Source organism: Streptomyces sp. NBC_01089, from assembly GCF_045162975.1.
Taxonomy (GTDB): Bacteria; Actinomycetota; Actinomycetes; order Streptomycetales; family Streptomycetaceae; genus Streptomyces.
The window spans coordinates 1,860,239-1,876,101 of the sequence record NZ_CP108660.1 but is presented as its reverse complement, the minus strand read 5'-3'; the positions used below and the strand labels follow the sequence as shown (position 1 = coordinate 1,876,101).

The window sequence follows — 15,863 nt, the reverse complement described above, 5'->3', positions numbered from 1 at the left end:
CCCGTCCTCCGGGGCGGCGCTCCGGGGGGACGCCGTCGTGCGAGCCGGGCCTCCCCGGGTGCCTCTGGGTGATCTTGCAACTGGCCCCGATGACCGGCATCGTGCGTGGTTCGGTCGCGTTACCACCAGCACACCGCCGGGGCGTCCCGGACGGCCGAGGAACACGGCCGGCAAGGCACCCGCAGGGGTGTCCGAAGGCACCGGGCGGCGTGCACCCCGCGCACTCTGGAGGCCACCATGGCAAGCCGTGATCCGCTGCACCCGAATGTTCTCGTGATCCTCAGCGACGACCAGGCCCACTGGGCGCTGGGCTGTGCGGGCAACGAGGAGATCATCACCCCCCGGCTGGACGCGCTCGCCGCCGGAGGCACCCGCCTGGAGAACTTCTTCTGTACCTCCCCGGTCTGCTCGCCCGCCAGGGCCAGCCTGTTCACCGGGCAGATCCCGTCCCGCCACGGCGTGCACGACTGGCTCTCCGGCGGCCATGTGGGAGAAGGCGGTACCGACTTCCTGGCCGGACAGCGCCTGTTCACCGACGACTTCGCCGCGGCCGGATACCGTCTGGCGCTGTCCGGCAAGTGGCATCTCGGCGCGAACGACCGGCCCCGGCAGGGCTTCACCCACTGGTACTCCCACGAAAGCGGCGGCAGCCCGTACCACGACGCCCCCATGTACCGCGACGGTGTACGGGAGCCGGCCGACGGCTACCTCACCGACCTGCTCGCCGACGACGCCCTGGGCTGGATACGGGCCGAGGCCGGCAGCGACTCCCCCTTCTATCTCTCCCTGCACTTCACCGCCCCGCACAAGCCCTGGAAGGGCCAGCACCCGCCGCACATCGAGAGTCTGTACGCGGACTGCGCCTTCGACAGCTGTCCGCAGGAGGCGCCGCATCCCTGGCAGCCGCTGGCCGACGGGGTGCCCGTCGGGGGCGAACCCGATGTGCGGGCGGCCCTCGTCGGCTATTTCGCCTCGGTCACCGCCATGGACACCGGCATCGGCCGGGTGCTCGATACCCTGGCCGAAGAGGGGCTGACCGACAGCACCCTCGTCGTCTTCTCCAGCGACAACGGGTTCAACTGCGGCCACCACGGCATCTGGGGCAAGGGCAACGGCACCTTCCCGCAGAACATGTACGACAGCTCGGTCAAGGTCCCCGCGATCATCTCGCAGCCGGGCCGCATCACCGCGGGCCAGGTGCGCCAGGAACTGCTGTCGGCCTACGACTTCGCGGCCACGCTCATGGAGTGCGCGGGCCTGGACCCCGAGCCGTACGAACAGGGGCCAGGCAGTTCCTTCGCGGGGCTGCTTCTCGGCGACGAGCCGGAGGGGCGGCCCGCACCGTCCAGGCCCGTGGTGGTCTACGACGAGTACGGGCCGGTCCGCATGATCCGGACCACGGACTGGAAGTACGTCCACCGCTATCCGTACGGCCCGCACGAGCTGTACGACCTGGCCGCGGACCCGGGCGAGCGCGTCAACCTGGCCGGTGATCCGGCCCACTCCGGGCGGATCGGGGCTCTGCGGCAGCGGCTGGACACCTGGTTCCTCGAACACGGGGAACCCGAACGGGACGGGAGCCGGCTGCCGGTCACCGGGGCGGGGCAGTCGGCGCCACTGGACGGCGACCCGACAGGAGCGTTCGACGCCCCGGACTGGCCGCTGCGGTATCCGCCGCTCGGCCCGTCCTGACCAGGGCATCCTGACCGGGCCCTGCTGACCGGGACGCCTCGGCCGGCCCGTCCGGCCTGCCCTTGTGCGCTGCGCCCCGCGGGCCGGGCCGGGCCCCGTCGTCACCGTAGAACCGGCCCCGTTACCATATGAGCACTGCCTAGCTCGAAAGATGCACCTGTGACTGTCAATGACGACTCGTTCACCCATTGGAAGACCCGCGAGGAGATCGCGGAGTCGATGATCCCCGTCATCGGGAAGCTGCACAGGGAGCGGGACGTCACGGTCCTCCTCCACAGCCGCTCCCTGGTGAACAAGTCGGTGGTCAGCATCCTCAAGACCCACCGGTTCGCCCGGCAGATAGCCGGCGTGGAACTGTCGGTCACCGAGACACTGCCGTTCCTGCGGGCTCTCACCACGCTCGATCTCGGGCCTTCCCAGATCGACATCGGGCTGCTCGCCGAGGCGTACAAGACCGACGACCGCGGTCTGTCGGCCGAGGAGTTCACCGCCGAGGCCGTCGCCGGCGCCACGGGCGACAACAAGATCGAGCGCCGGGAGCCGCGGGACGTCGTCCTCTACGGCTTCGGCCGCATCGGCCGCCTCGTGGCCCGCCTGCTCATCGAGAAGGCCGGCTCCGGGAACGGGCTGCGGCTGCGCGCCATCGTCGTCCGCAAGGGCTCGGCCGATGACGCCAAGGACATCGTCAAGCGCGCCTCGCTGCTGCGCCGTGACTCCATTCACGGCCAGTTCCAGGGCACGATCACCGTTGACGAGGCGAATAACACGATCATCGCCAACGGCAACGAGATCAAGGTGATCTACTCCGACGCCCCGACCTCGGTGGACTACACCGAGTACGGCATCAAGAACGCCATCCTCATCGACAACACCGGTAAGTGGCGCGACCGCGAGGGGCTCTCGCAGCACCTGCGGCCCGGCATCGCCAAGGTCGTCCTGACCGCGCCGGGCAAGGGCGATGTCCCCAACGTCGTGCACGGTGTGAACCACGACATGATCAAGCCGGACGAGCAGATCCTGTCCTGCGCCTCCTGCACCACCAACGCGATCGTCCCGCCGCTGAAGGCCATGGCGGACGAGTACGGCGTCCTGCGCGGCCACGTGGAGACCATCCACTCGTTCACCAACGACCAGAACCTGCTGGACAACTACCACGTGGGTGACCGCCGCGGCCGCTCGGCGCCGCTCAACATGGTGATCACCGAGACCGGCGCCGCCTCCGCCGTCGCCAAGGCGCTGCCCGACCTCCAGGCCACGATCACCGGCAGCTCGGTCCGTGTCCCGGTGCCGGACGTCTCCATCGCGATCCTCAGTCTGCGGCTCGGGCGTGAGGCCACCCGCGACGAGGTCCTCGACTACCTCCGCAATGTGTCGCTGTCCTCGCCGCTCAAGCGCCAGATCGACTTCACGAGCGCCCCGGACGCCGTCTCCAGCGACTTCATCGGCTCGCGCCATGCGTCGATCGTCGACGCCGGAGCCACCAAGGTCGACGGCGACAACGCGATCCTCTACCTGTGGTACGACAACGAGTTCGGCTACTCGTGCCAGGTCATCCGCGTCGTCCAGTACGTCTCCGGGGTGGAGTACCCGACCTACCCGGCGCCCGCGGTCTGACCCGGCCCCGCGATCCGGCCCGGCCGCGCGATCCGGCCCGGCGGGCGATCCGGCCGCCGGGCCCGGGGCCGGGGAGCCCGCCTGTAGCGGTGGCCGCCTACAGGACCCGGCCCCGGCTCGTCCTCATCCGGCGGGGGTGGTGCGGATAGCGGCGATGTCGAACTGGAGGCGGACCTTCTCGCTCACCATGGCTCCGCCTTCGGCCAGCCTGGCGTTGTAGGTCAGCCCCCAGTCGGAGCGGTTGATGGTGGTGGTGCCGTCGAAGCCGACCCGCTCGTAACCGAACGGGTCGGTGACGTAACCGATGTAGGTGAGTTCCAGGACCACGGGGCGGGTGGTGTCCTTGATGGTGAGGTCACCGATCATGCGGAAGACGTCGTCGCCCGCCATCTGCACGGCGGTGCTGCGGAAGGTCATCCGCGGGTACTCCGCGGCGTTCAGGAAGTCCCGCCCCACCAGGTGGGCGTCGCGCTGCTCCACGCCGGTGTCGACACCGGCGGTGGACAGGACGATCTCGGCCTGGGAGCGGGCGGGGTTGCGGCCGTCGAAGTAGAGACGGCTCTCGTACTCGGTGAAGGCGCCGCGCACGGTCGTCACCATGGCGTGCCGCACGGAGAAGCCGATTCTGCTGTGTGCGGGATCGATGATCCACTCTCCGGTGAGACCCGCCATGGCGGGATCCGGCAGGGCCGGGCCGGCGGGAGCAGCCGGAGCGGCGTACTCCGCCGCCCCGCGTCGGGCTGAGGGGCTGCGGTTGAAAAGGTTCATGGCGCAGGTAGCTAATCCGGATCGGGTGACGCCCGCAAGGCATGGTCAGGAAACCCGCCACCCCCGGAGTGGATCTTCACAGTTTGGAGGTCACGGCCCCGCGGACCACCAGTGGCCGTGGTAGATCCGGCCCAGGGCCAGGACGGCCACCGCGGTGACGAGGAACATGATCCCGCCCACGATGTTGCGGGAGCCCACCCGCAGATGGGCGACGATCGCGCCGATGAAGTACAGCACCAGGCCGGCCGCGGCGAGGGTTCCCAGCAGCGGGACCGCGAGTCCGGCCAGCAGCCCGGCGGTGCCCGCTGCCAGCAGCAGGCCGAGGACCGGTACCCACTTCCGTGGCACCCCCTTCATGTCGGCCTGGGCCTTGGGGTATTCGTGGCCGATCAGATAGGTGACGGCGGCGGCGCCGTTGAAGACCGCGCCCAGGACGGTGACCGTGAGGTAGGCGGCGAACATGATGTCTCCCTTGCGTACGGGATGGCGTTGCCGGGCGCTCCCTCGGGGGATGCCGTTGTGGGGTGCCATCGCCAGGAAGACCGGCCGGCGGGCCCGATGTGTGACATCGGTGCCGTGGCCGCCTCATCGGCCGTTCCCGACGCCCTCCTCTTCAAGCGGAGTTGACGTGGCTTCAAATGTTTCCCGGAGCTCCGTTCGCGGCGTAAAGTCCGGCAAAGTCGGTTCGGTGACCAGGGGAGGGGCCCGACGTGCTGGAGGTTGTGGCGCTGAGCGCGCTGACCGCGTTTCTCAGCGCGGCGGGTAACGGGGCCGCGGGGGAGATGGGCAAGCAGCTCCTCCTGACGACCGGCGCACTGGCGAGGAGAACGCTCGGCAGGGAGGCGTCACTGCCGTCGGGGCCGGACGAGTGGCGGTCACTGGCGGGCCAGGTGCACGCACGGCTGAGCGGCGACCCGCAGCTGGCCGACGAGTGGGCGCGGCTCGTCCGCAGCCTCCCCGAACAGGCCACGGAACTGGCCCGCGCACGTGAACTGCCCTCCGCGACACGGTATTTCACCGACCGCCAGAAGGTGCTCAAGAAGCTGAAGCGGGAGGCGACCCGCCCCGCTGACGGGCGGCCGCGGGTCGCACTGCTCCATGGGCCGCCCGGGATCGGTACCACCGAGGTCGCCCTGCGCCTGGGCTCCGAGCTCGACACCCGGTTCCCCGACGGGCAGTTCTACGTCGACCTGCGGGACGCGTCCGGCGGTCATGGTCCGGATCCGGCCACTGTGCTGCTGCGTCTGCTCCGGCAGATGGGTGTCACGCCGGACCGGATGCCGACGACCGCGCCCGGACGCGAGCAGCTCTACCGGCAGCTCACCGCGGGCCGCAGAGCCCTGGTGGTGGTCGACCACGCGTCGTCCGTCGCCCAGGTCCGCACCCTCGTCCCGGCCACCCCCGATGTCTTCCTGCTGGTGGTGGTGTCCGGCCGGCCCTTCGCGCTGGAGGCCGAACGGATCGCCGTCCCCGCCCTGACCGACCGGTACGCGGTGCAGATGATGCGCAAGGTGGCCGGGCGGCAGGAGATCGCCCGGGCCAGGGCCCGGATGCCCGGGGTGCTGGAACACTGCGCGGGCAACGCCTACGCGCTGAAGGCCGAGGCGATGAGCCTGCTGGCCGAGGAGACCGGTGCGCGGCAGCGGGCCGCCGGGCCGTCGGCCCGCCATCCGGTGCGCGACGCCGCCCGGCGCGCCTGTGACCGCCTCGGGCCGGAGACGGCGCGGCTGGTCAGGCTGACGGCGCTGGGCGGCTGGCCCGCCATCGACGCGTCCCTCGCCGCGGCGGCCGCCGACGTCGGGCCCCAGGAGGCGGCCCGGATGCTCGAAGACGCGGTGGAGGTCCAGCTGCTGGACCTCGTGGCCGACGGCCGCTACCGCTTCCGCCCCGAAGTAGGGCGTTATCTGGCCGAAACGGCGGGCCCCGAGCACGGTGTCGCCGAATGCTCCGCCGCCGTGGAGCGCGCCCTCGACGCCCTGCTCAACCGCGCCCTGCACGCCGCCCATGCCGCTCTGCCGCAGAGCTGGCGCACCGAGCCCGCGCCGGATGCCGGGGAGACGTACCGCGACGAGGCACAGGGCGTGGCGGTGCTGGCCGTGGAGGTGGGCAATCTGGTCCGCGCGGTGTCCGTCGCGGAGGAGCACCAGCACATCACGACGGCGCTGCGGCTGGCCCGCGCCCTGTGGCCACTCCAGCTCAAGGCCGGCTACTGGGACGAGGTGCTGCCCGCGCTGCGTGCGGCCGCCCGGTGCGCCGACGAGCACCAGCCGCGTTCACGGACAGCGGCGGGGATCCACTTCCAGCTCGCCCACTGCCTGGGTGAGCTGAAGCAGGGGGAGGAAGCCGGGCGGTCGGCGCGTGCGGCCGTCGAGTGCGAGCGGGCGGCGGGGCACGTACGGGGCGAGGCGTCGTCCGTCGAGTTGCTGGGCCTGCTGAGCCTGTATCAGCTGCGGTGGGAGGCCGCGTACGAGCGGTTCACCGAGGCCGAGGGCATCTACCGGCGGATCACCCCGGGGCAGGAGGGCGAGCGGGATGTGGCACGCGCCCTCGCACTGGCCGAGCGGCATCAGGGCCGAGCGCTGCGGGGCCTGGGCCGCTTCGCGGAATCACAGCGCCTCCTGGAGTCCGCGGCCCGCTTCTTCGAGCAGCAGGGCGAGAACTACAACCGGGCACGTGCCCTCACCGACCTGGCCGACACCCTCCACGACGCGGGCGAGAACGCCGAGGCGCTGACGAAGGTCAGCGAGGCGGAGGCGCTGCTCACCCCGGCGGCCGCTCCGCATCTGCGGTATCTCGCGGGGCTGCGGCTGCGCTGCGAGGGTGGCCGGTAGGTGTGTATTGAGGTGTGTATTGACCTGGAGCGAGCGTTGTTGACGCGGCTGACGGGTGGCTGGCCATCAAGCGCGGTACGGCAGCGGTGGTAGTCGTAGAGGCGAAGGGAATCCGCCAGGGCGTCGGTGCGTTCAGCGTTGCTCGGGGCACTACTGGGTCATGTCGAGGACGAAGCGGTAGCGCACATCGTTGCGTTCCAGGCGGTCGAGTGCTGTGTTGATCCCGGTTGCGGGGAGCAGTTCGATGTCGGCGGTGATGTGGTGTGAGGCGCTGAAGGCGAGCATGTCCCGGACCATGCGGGTGCCGTTTCCCCCGCTGCCGGTCAGGACCTTTTCGCCGTAGCGGAGGCTGAAGGGATCGATCTGCCAGTCCTGTGACGGGGCGCCGACCGTGACCAGGGTGCCGTCGAGCTTGAGTGCTTGCAGGTACGGGTCCAGGCGATGGGGGACGCCGACGGTGTCCAGGATCAGGTCGAAGCGCCATTTCGCTGCTGCCATGGCCGCCGGGTCGGTGGTCACGATGGCCTCGGCCGCGCCGAGTTCGCGAGCCTCGTCGGCCTTACCCGGCGAGGTGGTCAGGGCGACCACATGGGCGCCCATGGCGTGGGCGTACTTGATGCCCAGGTGGCCGAGGCCGCCGATGCCGACGACGCCGACCGTTGTGCCGGGGCCCGCCGCCCAGCGCCGCAGCGGTGCGTAGACGGTGACGCCGGCGCAGAGCAAAGGTGCGGCCGCCGCCGGGTCCAGGCCGGCGGGCAGGGCGTGGACGAACCTGTCGCGGGCGACGTACTCGCCGGAGAATCCGCCCTGGGTGAGGGTGTGGTCGACGCGGTCCCGGCCGCCGTAGGTGACGGTCGGGAAGTCGAAGCACCAGTTCTCCCGGCCCTGGGTGCAGGCGGGGCAGGTTCCGCAGGAGTCGACCACATTGCCGATGGCGACCTGGTCGCCGGGCCTCAGGCGCGTGACGGCCGGCCCGACCGCGGCGACGGTGCCGGTCATCTCGTGGCCGGTGACCAGCGGGGTGCCCCGCGGGTCTGCGTGGCGTACGGCGTGCAGGTCCGAGCCGCACACACCGCAGTAGTGGATCCGCACGGCGACGTCGTCGTCGCGCAGGTCGCGGCGTGTGAAGGGCCAGGGGGCGAGGGGGCCGCCGGGCTTGTGAACGGCCCAGCCGGTGGTGGAACGCACGGGTGAGAACACCTTCCGTGAAGAAGAGTCGGGAAGCCGCATCCGGCTTCGGCTCCGGTCAGCGCAGGCGGGTGGCTGCGATACCGCCGTCGACATCGAGGGCCGCGCCGTGGACGAACGCCGCCTGGTCGGAGGCGAGGAAGCGGACCGCGTAGGCGATGTCGGCAGGACGTACGGGGGAGCCCGCAGGGGTGCCCTTCGTCAGCTCGGCCATCTGGTCCGCGCCGGCCGAGGTGCCGCGCGTGGCCGTGGCTCCCGGCGCGACGGTGTTCACGCGGACGCCACGAGGGCCGTACTCAGCCGCCCACGCCCGGGTCAGCTGTTCCACCGCCGCCTTGGTCGCCGGATACAGCGCCTTGTAGGGGACGCCCACCCGGGCCATCCACGATCCGATGTTCACAATGACGCCGAACCCACGCTCGGCCATGCGCGGGGCCAGCTCGGCGACCAGGACGTGCGGGGCGCGGATATTGGTCGCCCACAGCGCCTGCATCTCCTCGTCGGTGACCGTCTCGGTACGCCCGCCCGGGTACACGCCCGCGTTGTTGACGAGGATGTCGACGGCTCCACCGAGAGCGTCCTGCGCCTGATCGGCGAAAGCCCGGATGCCGGCCGGCTCGGCGCCGAGGTCCATGGTGAGCGGGTGGGCCCGCCCACCGGCCTTGACGATCGTGTCCACGACGCGCTGCGCTCGCCCGGCATCCCGGCCGCTGACGACGACCTCGGCGCCCGAGGCGGCAAGGACGCGGGCGATGGCCTCGCCGATGCCGCTCGACGACCCGGTGACCAGTGCAGTGCGCCCGGCAAGCGCGGTGTCGGCGGCCAGCGAGGTCAGAAGCTGTTCATTCGTATCCATGCCTCGATCGTCCGCCTTCGTGTCGCCTCGCACCTTGCCTGACACGATCAACCCCTTGCCGGATCGTGTCAGGCGCTGCGGCCGGCAGGGACGGGGTTTTGGATAGGGGTATGGATCCCGCGACTGCCCAGAGCCTCGATCGAGCGGCCGAGATCGTGTCGCGGCATGCCCCGGACCGGGCACGGGCGCAGCGGCTCGGTCTCCGGCTCAGCCACGTCACCGCTGCGACCGGACTCGGATACCAGCACTACACCCCGTCCCTGTCCACGGTTCTGGCGGGAGGCAAACGCACCATCGTCGGCGATGACGACCAGGTCTGGGGCCGGGAGAAGTTCATCATCACCCCGGTCGAGCTCCCGCTCGTCTCCAGCGTCGTCGAAACCGACCCGCGGCGAGGCTTCCTGGCGGCCCGGTGGCAGCTCGACTCGGCCCTCGTCGCGGAAGTCGCCGCCGTGATGCCACGCAAGGCTCACCCTGCGTCGCCGATGGACAGGCTCGGCGTGTGGTCACCCGCCCTGGCCGACGCCTTCACGCGGCTGCTCGCCCTGCTCGACGAGCCCGAACACATCCCCATCCTCGGCCCCATGATCTCCCGGGAGATCGTGCTGCGCCTGCTGCAGACCGACCAAGCGCCCCGCGTCCTCGCCGCACTCGACGACGGTGACCCCATCGTGCCCCGTGCCGTGAGCTTGCTGACCGACCGAATGGCCGAGCCGTGGTCGATGAGGGTGCTCGCCGCCGAGGTCCGCACCAGCCGGCCGACCCTGTACCGACGCTTCAAGGAAGCGACCTCCATGACGCCCCTGCAGTACCTCAAGCGGCTTCGCCTCGGCGAGGCCCGCCACCGCATGGTCGTCCTCGGGGAATCCGCAGCACAGGCGGCCCTCGCCGTCGGCTACCGAAGCGTCCCCCACTTCACCCGCGACTACCGCCACCTCTACGGAGCATCACCTGCAGCGGACGGCAACCACTTGCGGGAGCAGCTGCGTCAAGGAGGGAAGACCTTTCCGGCCCTTCTCCCGTAGATCGGCCGGCCTGGGCCTTCTCGCCTTCGCTCAGGGCCGCGCCCGACCCGGCGGTGTCCGGTCCTGTCAGGCTTCCGCGACGGTCACCGGGTGCACGCCTCCGGCCGTGTGGATCCGGAGCGTGATGCCGCCGGGCGGCACGCTCCGTCCGTCGGCCAGCCAGGCGTGCAGTGACGAGGCGTACGCCGCGGGGTCGGCGTCCGCGTCCGGGCCCGCGGACAGCCGGAACAGGCCGTGCCGACGGCTGCGTACGGTGCAGTCGTCCGGTCCGCCGACGTACGCGGCGACCGCACAGTGCGGATGCCGGCCGAGGACCTCGGCGGTCCACACCCCGGGCCCGCCCAGCCGCGGATCGTCCGCGGATCCGGCGCGCACGATCACGTCGGCCAGTGCCAGGTCGCCCGGGTCCCTGGTGTCCTCGTGCACCGCGAGGTGGACGTCGCCTTCCGCGTCGTAGGGAAGCTCGGTGGACCGCTCGACCACGATGTCCGTGCCGCTGACGCGGGTCAGCACCCGCAGCGGAGCCGTCCGGTGCGGTGGCTCGTACGGAGGCAGGGGCAGCGGTTCGAGGAGGGCCGGGGCGGCGGGCTCGGGAAGGTCCATCAGCGCGTAGAAATGGCGCCGCAGGAGCGCCGCGGACGCGCCGGGAGCCGAGGTGACGAACTCGGCGGGGTCGGCGGCCGGGCGGTGGCCGGACAGCAGTCGTTCGACCTGGGGGCGCAGTGGGCCGTGCGGATCGAGCCGTGGGGCGTCCCGGACGAACGCGGCGAGCGGTGTCTCGGGGTCCAGCCGCTCCTGCCCGGCGGCCGCCAGCAGCACCGGGACACCGAGAGCCGAGGCGTAGTAGGAGACGGCACCGAAGTCGCCGATCACGGCGTCGGCCGCGAGGAGTGCCTGCCGCCAGGCGTGTGCGGGGTCGATGAGGGTCAGCCCACTGCGGCGGGCCCGGTCCAGCCAGGCGCGGACCTGGCCGGGTCCGTGTCCGTACCAGATGTTGGGGTGCAGGACGGCGGCCAGCCGGTAGTCGTCGGCGGGCAACTCGGCGGTGAGCCGCGGGAGAAGACCCGGCAGGACGTCGTGACCGCCGCCGCTGTCATCGCTGTCGCCAGTGCCAGTGCCAGTGCCAGTGTCAGTGTCACTGCCGCCGTTGCCGAAGAAGCCTTCCGGGTTCCATGTGGAGTTCAGTACGACGAGCCGTTGGCCCCGCCGTACGCCCAGGGCCCGCCGGAAACGGTCGCGGTACGGGCGCGCGGCGAGCATGCGGTCGAAGCACGGGTCGCCGGCGAGCACGGAGATGTCCACGGCCTCGGGGCAGACACGGCACAGCCGCTCCAGCTGTTCCGGATGGGAGAGCACGAGGCCGTCCATGAACGGTTTGCCGTCCGCGAGCAGCCACTCGGGCGACAGACCGAACGTCGGCTCCCGGCTCCCGGCTCCCGGCTCCCGGCTCCCGGCTCCCGGCTCCCGGCTCCCGGCTCCCGGCTCCCGGCTCCCGGCTCCCGGCTCCCGGCTCCCGGCTCCCGGCTCCCGGCTCCCGGCTCCCGGCTCCCGGCTCCCGGCTCCGCGAGCTTCTTAGTGTATCCCACTCCATGGGAAATAATGGTCAATTTCCCCTGAATCAAAGCGAGTTGACCGCCGAAACTCGCCGAGACCGCGAGATCGACCGGCGTGGAGAGTGCCTGCTCCCACGGCAGCACGGGGAGAGCCAAGCCGTCGAAGAGCTCGTCGATTCCGCCCTGGAAGGCGGAGGATCCCGTCGAGGTGACGAGCAGCTGGACGCGGAAGTCGTCATGGAACAGTGCCAGTACATCCAGCAGACGCCCGGCGGATGTGGCGTTGTGGACCACCACCAGGACCCGGCGCTGCGCCGTGCGGCTGGTCCAGCGTCCGGACTCCCGCCCGACCGGTACACGTATCGGCAGGGGTTCAGCCCGCACTTGTGCTCCTCCCGGGCGTGTGTGGTCCCATCGGCCGATCACCCTAGCCGTACGCCGGTGCCGCCCGCGCGGCAGGGCACACGCCCCCTGCCGCGGCCCAGGTCACCTGCCGCGCCGCTCCCGTACCCCGTCGAGCAGCCGGCTCCGCTGTTCCGGTGCGGCCGCCAGCGCGGCGCCCGTCAGGGCCAGCGCGGTGGCACCGTCGAGGACCGCGCGGTCGGCGCCGCCGCTCTTGCCGTACGCGGTGAACTCGGGGGTGTGCTGCCTGGCGCCGCCCGTCTCGTAGCCGATGGTCGGGTGGATCGTGGGGACGTACTGCGAGACGTTGCCCATGTCGGTCGACGCCATCGACTCGCCGTGCAGCGGCGTCGCCGTGCGGCCCAGTTCGCCGAGCGCCTCCACATACGCCCGCGTCATGCCGGGGTCCTGGCGCAGGTCATGGAACTCCCGCCCGTGCGCCTCCAGTTCCAGCTCGGCCCCGGTGGCGAGCGCCCCGGCCTCGAAGCAGGCGCGTACCCGCTGGTGCGCGGCGCCGAGCTGTTCCACGGTCAGCGCCCTGACCTCGCAGCGTGCGCCGGTGCGGGCGGGGATGATGTTCACGGCCTGGCCGCCGTCGGTGACGATGCCGTGCACCACCACACCCGGAGGCAGTTGCTGGCGCAGCAGCCCTATGGCGGTGTGTGCGACGGTCATCGCGTCGAGTGCGTTGATCCCTTCCCAGGGGGCCATCGCGGCGTGCGAGGGCTTGCCGCGGTAGGTGACGTCCCAGGCCCCGACGGCCAGTGACGAGGCGCCGACCGTGTCGTCGGGTGCGGCGTGCACCATCATCGCCGCGGCCACGTCGTCGAAGACCCCGGCGTCGAGGAGGAGGACCTTCCCGCCGATGTCCTCCTCGGCCGGTGTGCCGATCAGCTTGACCGTGAGGCCGAGTTCGTCCGCCACGGCGGCGAGGCCGAGGGCGGCGCCGACGGCCGCCGCCCCGTTGACGTTGTGCCCGCAGGCGTGGCCGATGCCGGGCAGGGCGTCGTACTCGGCGCAGAACCCGATGACGAGTTCCCCGGTTCCATGGGTGGCGACGAGCGCCGTGGGGAGGTCCGCGACCCCCCGGGTGACGGTGAAGCCCGCCGTTTCGAGCAGGTCACCGATCCTGGCGGCCGCGCGGTGTTCCTGGAGGGCCGTCTCGGGTTCGTCGTGCAGGGCGTGGCTGAGGCCCACGAGCTGATCGCTCCAGGAGCCGACCGCATCGGCGACGGCCCTGCGGGTCTTCGGGGCGTCCGGGGCGTCCGGGGTCTTCGAGGTGTCCGGGGCCTCTGAGATGTCCGAGGCGTTCGGGGTGTCCGTCATGCGAGCTCTCCGCTCTGTGTCAGGTGCTGATCATGGGTGGCGTCCGTCCCGCGCGAACCGCGGTAGCGCAGCGCCAGGGCCGTACCGGCGACGGCCACCGCCGCGCACGCGCCCCAGCCCCACAGGTAGCCGGACTCGGCGACGTGCGAGGTGCCCGGTGTGACGTGGGCCTCGAAGAACGCGGCGATCACGGCGGCGCCGATGGCCGCGCCGAGGGACAGGGCCAGTTCGTTGAGGCCGACCGCGAGCGCCGTCTCCTGCTCCGCGACGGCCTCGGCCGACAGGGTCCGCGAGATCGACTCGAAGAGCCCGGTGGCGAGCCCCACCACCAGGGCGCAGACGACGTACTGGGGGAGGGTGCGGTGGAAGACGGCCATCCCCAGGAAGCCCAGGGCGATGAGGGCGCCGCCTGACGCGAGTACGGCGCGGTCTCCGAGCCTGCGGGTGAGGCGCGGGGTGAGGGCGGATCCGGCGAATCCGGCGGTCACCATGGCGAGCGAGATCGTGGCGATGGCCTGCGGCCCCAGGTCCATGCCGTAACCGGTCTCCGCCCGCGATGCGCCCAGGAAGAGGGCGTTGGCGCCGAGGAAGCCGATGGTGCCGAAGGAGGCGCAGAAGGTGAAGCCGCTGACCACCGCGAGGCGCGGGTTGCTCAGCATCCGTACGCTGACCAGCGGGTGCGCCGAGCGCCGCTCGACCGCCACCCAGACCGCCAGGACGACGACCGCCCCGACGGCGAGCGCGAGCGTACGCGGCGCCCCCCAGCCCCAGGTGCCGCCCTGCGCGAGCACCAGGACGAGCGCCACCAGGCCCGCGGTGAGCAGCACCGCGGCCCCGTAGTGGAAGCGGCCGCCGCGCGGTGCGTCGCTGGCGGGCAGGGCGATGGCCGCGACCACGGCGAGTACGGCGACCGGGACGGCCGTCCACAGCCCGGCCTCCGCGTGCCGCTCGCTGAGCGAGCCCGCCACCAGGCCGCCGACGCCGATCGACAGGAGCAGGACCCCGACGAGGAGGGAGATCCCGGTGCGGTTCCGCTCGGGCGCCCGGGAGCGCAGGATGCCCACGAGCAGCGGGAAGAAGCCGACGAGCGCGCCCTGCAGGACGACGCCGACGGCCAGCGTCAGGGCGGTCGGCCGCACGGCGATCAGCAGCGAGCCGCCCGCCACCATCGCGACGCACACCCGCAGGAGTCTGCGGTGCCCGTACAGGTCACCGAGGCGGGAGAGCAGCGGTGTCATCACCGCGAAGGCCACCTGGGACAGCAGATAGATGTTGTTCTGTCCCACGGTGCTGATGTGCAGACTGAGGCCGACCTCGGGCAGCAACGGGGTCAGATAGCCCTGGACGATGCCGCCCAGCAGGATCACGACCGCCATCGTCCCGAGCATGCCGGGTCCGGAACTGAGCGCTCCGGGTCCGCGTTCCGTTCCAGATATGCGTGTGTGCACAGCTTCACCTCTGGATCACTGGGGGCCCGGGGAACTTTGGTGGCCGGAACCGAATGTGGTGGCTACTGTGCGGGCGGGGACGCAAACGTCCTCGAATATTCATTGATTCGTCCGTGCGGAGGGCTTGTGATGCGAGAAACGGTCACCGCCAGCGAACTCGACCTCGCCCTGGCGAACGCCCTCCAGCTGCGCCCCAGGGCCTCGTGGTCGGAGCTTGCGCCGCTGCTCGGGGTGACCGCGGGCACGCTGGCGCGGCGCTGGGAGCGGCTGACGGGGGAGGGGCTGGCCTGGGTGTACGCGGCGCCCGGCCGGGAGTTCTCCCGTAACCGCTGCTCGGCCTTCGTCCTGCTGCGCTGCCTTCCCGGGGACCGGACCCGGCTGATGGCGGAGCTGAGCGCGCTCCCGGAGGCCGTGACGATCGAGCTGACCGGGCACGGCTCCGCCGACCTGCTCCTCGATGTGCTCGCCCCGGATCTGACGGCGCTCACCCGGTTCCTCGGCGAGAAGTTGGACCGGATGCCGGGCATCGTCTCGGTGACCTGCCTGTTCACCACGTCGCTCTACGTCGAGGGCAGCCGCTGGCGGCTGCGCTCGCTGGCCCCCGCGCAGCTGACGGCGCTCGGCAGTCCGTCGGCCGCGCGGGGGGAGCCCGCGGGTACGGTCCCGCTCGACGCCGTCGACCGGGCCCTGCTGCGCGAGCTGGTCCGGGACGGCCGGCTCGGGCTGGCCGAACTGGCCGAGCGCACGGCGACCAGCCCGGCCACCGTCCGCCGCAGGCTGCGCCGCCTCACGGATTCGTCGGTCCTGACCTTCCGCTGCGACATCGCCTCCGCGCTGGCCGGGCATCCGGTGCCGGTCTCGCTGCTCGGGCAGGTGCCCGCGCGGGACATCGGCACCACCCACCGCACCCTCGCGGCCCTGCCCGAATGCCGCCTGGTCGCGGCGGTGACCGGGCCGGCGAACATCTTCGTCACGCTCTGGGTGCACGACCTCGGTGACATCCAGCGGCGCGAGACCGCCCTGTGCGCCCGGCTGCCCACCCTCACGGTGACCGACCGCATCGTGGGCCTGCACACGGTCAAACGGATGGGTCATCTCCTCGACGACGAGGGCCGCCGGGTGGGGGTGCAGCCGATCTCGCCCTGGTAGCCGGGATGCCC

General features: G+C 71.7%; 12 protein-coding genes and 1 pseudogene. 5 read left to right on the top strand and 8 right to left on the bottom strand.

Going from position 1 to position 15,863, the window contains the following annotated elements; genetic code table 11:
* The first annotated feature begins 237 nt into the window (after positions 1-237).
* Entirely contained in the window at positions 238-1,692 is a 1,455-nt protein-coding gene (locus OG510_RS08270) for a sulfatase-like hydrolase/transferase (RefSeq protein ID WP_406136122.1), read from the top strand.
* Between the two features lie 159 nt (positions 1,693-1,851).
* Positions 1,852-3,306 carry a glyceraldehyde-3-phosphate dehydrogenase gene (locus OG510_RS08265; RefSeq protein ID WP_406136121.1) on the top strand — a complete coding sequence of 485 codons (1,455 nt, stop codon included), beginning with the start codon at positions 1,852-1,854 and terminating at the stop codon, positions 3,304-3,306.
* A gap of 123 nt (positions 3,307-3,429) precedes the next feature.
* Here OG510_RS08265 and OG510_RS08260 read toward each other — a convergent pair whose 3' ends face one another.
* Both OG510_RS08260 and OG510_RS08255 read right to left on the bottom strand, forming a co-directional pair.
* A complete protein-coding gene (locus OG510_RS08260; RefSeq protein WP_406136120.1) occupies positions 3,430-4,074 on the bottom strand; it encodes a YceI family protein in 645 nt (214 codons plus the stop codon).
* 90 nt (positions 4,075-4,164) lie between these two features.
* Positions 4,165-4,536: a DoxX family protein gene (locus OG510_RS08255; protein ID WP_406136119.1), complete on the bottom strand. Its 372-nt coding sequence runs from the start codon at positions 4,534-4,536 to the stop codon at positions 4,165-4,167.
* A 248-nt stretch (positions 4,537-4,784) separates the two neighbouring features.
* Between OG510_RS08255 and OG510_RS08250 the strand changes: the two genes are divergently transcribed.
* Positions 4,785-6,905 carry an AAA family ATPase gene (locus OG510_RS08250; RefSeq protein WP_406136118.1) on the top strand — a complete coding sequence of 707 codons (2,121 nt, stop codon included), beginning with the start codon at positions 4,785-4,787 and terminating at the stop codon, positions 6,903-6,905.
* A gap of 17 nt (positions 6,906-6,922) precedes the next feature.
* On the opposite strand, the pseudogene OG510_RS08245 reads toward OG510_RS08250, so the two are convergent.
* The 3 genes and pseudogenes from OG510_RS08245 to OG510_RS08235 all read right to left on the bottom strand — a co-directional run.
* Positions 6,923-7,048: pseudogene (locus OG510_RS08245) on the bottom strand (IS481 family transposase); the annotation flags it as partial.
* 7 nt (positions 7,049-7,055) lie between these two features.
* A complete protein-coding gene (locus tag OG510_RS08240; RefSeq protein ID WP_406136117.1) occupies positions 7,056-8,093 on the bottom strand; it encodes an NAD(P)-dependent alcohol dehydrogenase in 1,038 nt (345 codons plus the stop codon).
* Between the two features lie 58 nt (positions 8,094-8,151).
* A complete protein-coding gene (locus tag OG510_RS08235; RefSeq protein ID WP_406136116.1) occupies positions 8,152-8,949 on the bottom strand; it encodes an SDR family NAD(P)-dependent oxidoreductase in 798 nt (265 codons plus the stop codon).
* Between the two features lie 110 nt (positions 8,950-9,059).
* Between OG510_RS08235 and OG510_RS08230 the strand changes: the two genes are divergently transcribed.
* The gene (locus OG510_RS08230; RefSeq protein ID WP_406136115.1) at positions 9,060-9,974 is read left to right on the top strand and encodes an AraC family transcriptional regulator N-terminal domain-containing protein; all 915 of its coding nucleotides are present in this window, start codon (positions 9,060-9,062) and stop codon (positions 9,972-9,974) included.
* 66 nt (positions 9,975-10,040) lie between these two features.
* On the opposite strand, the gene OG510_RS08225 is transcribed toward OG510_RS08230, so the two are convergent.
* From OG510_RS08225 to OG510_RS08215, 3 genes are all read right to left on the bottom strand, one after another.
* Positions 10,041-11,342 (bottom strand): hypothetical protein, encoded by a 1,302-nt coding sequence (locus OG510_RS08225; protein WP_406136114.1) that lies wholly within the window; start codon positions 11,340-11,342, stop codon positions 10,041-10,043.
* A 671-nt stretch (positions 11,343-12,013) separates the two neighbouring features.
* Positions 12,014-13,255, bottom strand: coding sequence for a M20 family metallopeptidase (locus OG510_RS08220; RefSeq protein WP_406136113.1), 1,242 nt, complete (start codon positions 13,253-13,255; stop codon positions 12,014-12,016).
* Positions 13,252-14,631, bottom strand: a complete 1,380-nt coding sequence (locus tag OG510_RS08215; RefSeq protein WP_406136112.1) for an MFS transporter — start codon at positions 14,629-14,631, stop codon at positions 13,252-13,254. Before OG510_RS08215 ends, OG510_RS08220 begins: the two co-directional genes overlap by 4 nt.
* A 201-nt stretch (positions 14,632-14,832) precedes the next feature.
* Here OG510_RS08215 and OG510_RS08210 point away from each other — a divergent pair, with 201 nt between their 5' ends.
* On the top strand, positions 14,833-15,852 hold the full coding sequence (locus tag OG510_RS08210) for an Lrp/AsnC family transcriptional regulator (protein WP_406136111.1): 1,020 nt from the start codon (positions 14,833-14,835) through the stop codon (positions 15,850-15,852).
* Positions 15,853-15,863: the final 11 nt, after the last annotated feature.

Coding starts and splice junctions, on each gene's coding strand:
- OG510_RS08270 (WP_406136122.1), top strand. CDS start 238: ATGGCAAGCCGTGATCCGCTGCACCCGAATGTTCTCGTGATCCTCAGC.
- OG510_RS08260 (WP_406136120.1), bottom strand. CDS start 4,074: ATGAACCTTTTCAACCGCAGCCCCTCAGCCCGACGCGGGGCGGCGGAG.
- OG510_RS08255 (WP_406136119.1), bottom strand. CDS start 4,536: ATGTTCGCCGCCTACCTCACGGTCACCGTCCTGGGCGCGGTCTTCAAC.
- OG510_RS08235 (WP_406136116.1), bottom strand. CDS start 8,949: ATGGATACGAATGAACAGCTTCTGACCTCGCTGGCCGCCGACACCGCG.
- OG510_RS08230 (WP_406136115.1), top strand. CDS start 9,060: ATGGATCCCGCGACTGCCCAGAGCCTCGATCGAGCGGCCGAGATCGTG.
- OG510_RS08225 (WP_406136114.1), bottom strand. CDS start 11,342: ATGGACGGCCTCGTGCTCTCCCATCCGGAACAGCTGGAGCGGCTGTGC.
- OG510_RS08220 (WP_406136113.1), bottom strand. CDS start 13,255: ATGACGGACACCCCGAACGCCTCGGACATCTCAGAGGCCCCGGACACC.
- OG510_RS08215 (WP_406136112.1), bottom strand. CDS start 14,631: ATGGCGGTCGTGATCCTGCTGGGCGGCATCGTCCAGGGCTATCTGACC.
- OG510_RS08210 (WP_406136111.1), top strand. CDS start 14,833: ATGCGAGAAACGGTCACCGCCAGCGAACTCGACCTCGCCCTGGCGAAC.